Genomic DNA, 4547 nt, shown 5'->3' on the forward strand with positions numbered 1-4547 from the left:
CACCCATCTGGTCCATGCCGGCAACCGCGCCAACGAATTCGAGATGCGGCTGGCCGGCGCCACTTATGAAGAGGTCGCCCGGGCTGGTGGCGGCATAGTCTCCTCGGTCAAGTCGCTGCGCGCCGCCAGCGAGAGCGAACTGGTCACCCAATCACTGCCACGCCTCGATGCGCTGATTGCCGAGGGCGTAACCACCGTGGAGGTAAAATCAGGCTACGGCCTGGACCTCGAAAACGAGAAGAAGTCGCTGCGTGCCGCACGGCGGCTGGGCAACCAGCGGCCGGTGACGATCCGCACGACCTTCCTCGGCGCCCACGCGCTGCCGCCGGAAGCCAAGGGTGACAAGGACGCCTTTATCGATCTGGTCGCCAAGGAAATTCTCCCGGCGGTTGCCGCCGAGGGGCTGGCCGATGCCGTCGACGGTTTCTGCGAGGGCATCGCCTTTTCGCCGGAACAGATGGCGCGCGTCTTCGATGCTGCAAAGGCGGCCGGCCTGCCGGTCAAGCTTCATGCCGACCAACTGTCCAATTTGCATGGCGCCGAACTCGCCGCCCGTTACGGTGCGCTGTCGGCCGACCATCTCGAATACACCGATGAGGCAGGTGCAGCGGCGATGGCCAAGGCCGGAACCGTGGCGACGATCCTGCCCGGCGCCTACTATTTCATTCGCGAAACCAAGAAGCCGCCGATCGGCTTGTTTCGCCAGCACGGCGTCAGGATGGCTGTCGCCACCGACAACAATCCCGGCACTTCGCCGCTGACCTCACTGCTTCTGACCATGAACATGGCCGCGACCCTGTTCGGCCTGACCGTCGATGAATGCATTGCCGGCGTCACCCGGGAGGCGGCCCGCGCGCTTGGTTTGCTGGGAGAAACCGGCACGCTGGAAGCCGGAAAATCCGCCGACCTGGCGATCTGGAACATCGAGCGCCCCGCCGAACTCGTCTACCGCATGGGCTTCAACCCGCTGCATGCCCGCATCTGGAGAGGACAATGACCGAACTGACCCTGAAACCCGGCAATGCGACGCTGGCCGACTGGCGCGCCATCTATCGTGGCGCCGTGCCCAAGCTGGACGATGCCTGCCGGCCGAAAATCAAGGCGAGCGCCGAGGCCGTCGCTAGGATAGTCGCCAAGGGCGAGCCGGTCTATGGCATCAACACCGGCTTCGGCAAACTGGCCAGCGTCCGCATCCCGGCCGAGGATCTCGAGACCTTGCAGCGCAACATCGTCCTGTCGCACGCCGCCGGCGTCGGCGAGCCGATGCCGGTTGCCGTTTGCCGGCTGATGATGGCGCTGAAGCTCGCCAGCCTGGCGCAGGGCGCGTCGGGTGTGCGGCCGCAAACCATCGAGTTGCTGGAAGCGATGCTGGCCAACGACGTCATCCCGGTGGTGCCGGCGCAAGGTTCGGTCGGCGCCTCCGGCGACCTTGCCCCGCTATCGCACATGACGGCGGTGATGATCGGCGTCGGCGAATGTTTTACCCCACATGGCCGTTTCCCGGCCAAGGTCGCCTTCGTCTCGCATGGCCTGGAACCGGTGACACTGGGCGCCAAGGAGGGCCTGGCGCTGCTCAACGGCACCCAGTTTTCGACCGCCTATGCGCTGGCCGCCTTGTTCGAGGCCGAAGTGCTCTACCAATCGGCGCTGGTCGCCGGTGCCCTGTCGACCGACGCGGCAAAAGGCTCCGACGCACCCTTTGATCCGCGCATCCATGTGCTGAGAAAGCATCCCGGGCAGGTCGAGACGGCCGACGCCCTGCGCAATCTGATGGCCGGCAGCGCCATCCGTGAATCGCACCGGGTTGGCGACGAACGCGTGCAGGATCCCTATTGCCTGCGCTGCCAGCCGCAGGTGATGGGCGCGGCACTCACCGTGCTGCGCCAGGCGGCCGACACGCTGGGCACCGAAGCCAACGGCGTCACCGACAATCCGCTGATCTTCGCCGAGGATGACACCGCGCTTTCCGGCGGCAATTTCCACGCCGAGCCGGTGGCCTTCGCCGCCGACATGATCGCGCTCGCCGTCTGCGAGATCGGCTCGCTGTCGGAGCGCCGCATCGCCATGCTTGTCGATCCGGCACTTTCCGGCATGCCGGCCTTCCTGACGCCCAAGCCCGGCCTGAACTCCGGCTTCATGATCCCGCAGGTGACGGCGGCGGCGCTCGTTTCCGAAAACAAGCAGAAAGCCTATCCGGCATCAGTCGATTCGATCCCCACCTCGGCCAATCAGGAGGACCATGTTTCGATGGCCGCGCACGGCGCGCGCCGGCTGATCGGCATGGTCGAGAACGCCACCGCGGTGATCGGCATCGAACTGCTGGCCGCGGCCCAAGGCTGCGATTTCCACGCGCCGCTGGCCTCGAGCGACGCCCTGGAGGCGGTGCGCAGGCTGGTGCGGGCCGAAGTGCCGCATCTCGACAATGACCGCCATTTCCACCCCGATATGGAAAAAGCCATCGCCATGGTGCGCAGCGGTGCGGCCATCGAGGCCGCCGGCGGTGTGGCTCTGCCGTCGATTTCCGGAGCGGTGTGATGGCAAGCGCGCCCTGGCTGACGGTCACGCCCGGCACAGCCCCGTTGCTGGTGTCGATACCACACGCCGGCATCGACCTCGCCGGCCTTGAGAATCGGCTGGTCTCGCCCTGGCTCGGCCGCCGCGACTGCGATTGGTGGATCGATAATCTCTATGACTTTGCCGCCGGCCTCGGGGCGACGGTGGTGCACACCGCGATCTCGCGCACCGTCATCGACGTCAACCGCGATCCCTCCGGCGCCTCGCTTTACCCCGGCCAGGCGACGACGGGCCTTTGCCCGACCGAGACCTTCGATGGCGATCCGCTCTATCGCGAGGGCGAAGAACCGGGGCCGTCGGAGATCGACGAGCGTCGCGAGGAATTCTTCGTGCCGTACCATGCCGCCTTGCAGGCCGAGATCGGCCGGTTGCGCGGGCTACACGAAAAGATCGTGCTCTATGACTGCCACTCGATCCGTTCAGTGCTGCCGCGCCTGTTCGAAGGCACGCTGCCGGTTTTCAATCTCGGCACCAATGACGGCAGGAGCGCCGATCCGACGCTGCAGGCGATGGTCGGCCAGATCATGGCCGAAACCGGTGAAACCTTTGTCATCAACGGCCGCTTCAAGGGCGGCTGGATCACACGCCATTTCGGCCAGCCGCAACAAGGCGTGCACGCACTGCAGATGGAACTCTCCAACCGCATCTATATGCGCGAGCCCGATGGCAAGGGCACGCCGGACAATTGGCCGGTGCCCTATGACGCCGAGTTCGCAGCACCGATCCGCGCCACCCTGCGGAAAATCCTCGAGACCGCGACATCCTGGGCGCGTGTCTGACATCAGGTCCTTTATGGAGTGACGCCATGAACAATCCTCGCCACAACATCCGCGAAGTCCGCAGCCCGCGCGGCACCGAAATCAGCGCGCGCTCCTGGCTGACGGAAGCGCCGCTGCGCATGCTGATGAACAATCTCGACCCGGATGTTGCTGAAAATCCCAACGAACTGGTCGTCTATGGCGGCATCGGCCGGGCGGCGCGCACCTGGAACGATTTCGACCGCATCGTCGCCTCCTTGAGGACGCTGGCCGATGACGAGACTTTGCTGGTCCAGTCGGGCAAGCCGGTCGGCGTCTTCCGCACCCATCCGGACGCCCCGCGTGTGCTGATCGCCAACTCCAATTTGGTGCCGCACTGGGCGAATTGGGAAAAGTTCAACGAGCTCGATAAGAAGGGCCTCATGATGTACGGCCAGATGACGGCCGGCTCGTGGATCTACATCGGCACGCAAGGCATCGTGCAGGGCACCTACGAGACCTTCGTCGAGGCCGGTCGCCAGCACTACGGCGGCAATCTCAAGGGAAAATGGATCCTGACCGGCGGTCTCGGCGGCATGGGTGGCGCCCAGCCGCTCGCCGCCGTCATGGCCGGCGCCTGCTGTCTCGCCATCGAATGTAACCCGGACTCGATCGATTTTCGCCTGCGCACCCGCTACGTCGACGAGCGCGCCGAGACGCTCGACGAGGCGCTGGAAAAGATCGAACGCTGGACCAAGGCCGGCGAGGCGAAGTCGGTCGGCCTGCTTGGCAATACGGCCGAGATCGTCCCGGAGATGTTCAGGCGTGGCATTCGCCCCGATATGGTCACCGACCAGACCTCGGCGCATGATCCCATCAACGGCTATCTGCCGAAGGGCTGGACGATGGCCGAGTGGCGCGAGAAGCGCGTCAGCGACCCCAAGGCGGTCGAGAAGGCGGCCCGCGCTTCCATGCGCGAACATGTCGAGGCGATGGTGGCGTTCTGGAACGCCGGCGTGCCAACGCTCGACTATGGCAACAACATCCGCCAGGTGGCCAAGGAGGAGGGGTTCGAGAACGCCTTTGCCTTCCCCGGCTTCGTGCCGGCCTATATCCGTCCGCTGTTCTGCCGCGGCATCGGCCCCTTCCGCTGGGCAGCTCTGTCGGGCGATCCGGAAGACATCTACAAGACCGACGCCAAGGTGCGCGAACTGACGCCCGGCAACACCCATCTGC

4 protein-coding genes are annotated in these 4547 nt (G+C 65.5%); all 4 read left to right on the top strand.

What is annotated here, in order from left to right:
- Nucleotides 1–997: imidazolonepropionase (gene hutI, locus EN969_RS18255; RefSeq protein WP_127419289.1), on the top strand; the 997-nt coding region annotated here is incomplete at its 5' end.
- Nucleotides 994–2535, top strand: a complete 1542-nt coding sequence (gene hutH, locus EN969_RS18260) for a histidine ammonia-lyase (RefSeq protein ID WP_027162456.1) — start codon at nucleotides 994–996, stop codon at nucleotides 2533–2535. The genes hutI and hutH, both read left to right, overlap by 4 nt.
- Complete coding sequence (gene hutG, locus EN969_RS18265) at nucleotides 2535–3353, top strand: N-formylglutamate deformylase (RefSeq protein ID WP_063167744.1); 819 nt, start codon at nucleotides 2535–2537, stop codon at nucleotides 3351–3353. The genes hutH and hutG overlap by 1 nt, the downstream gene beginning before the upstream one ends.
- A 26-nt stretch (nucleotides 3354–3379) precedes the next feature.
- Nucleotides 3380–4547 (top strand): urocanate hydratase (hutU, locus tag EN969_RS18270; RefSeq protein ID WP_127419290.1); only part of this gene is annotated, 1168 nt, incomplete at its 3' end.

Origin of the sequence: Mesorhizobium sp. M7A.F.Ca.CA.003.01.2.1 (genome assembly GCF_003998945.1) — a bacterium.
GTDB classification, from domain to species: domain Bacteria; phylum Pseudomonadota; class Alphaproteobacteria; order Rhizobiales; family Rhizobiaceae; genus Mesorhizobium; species Mesorhizobium ciceri.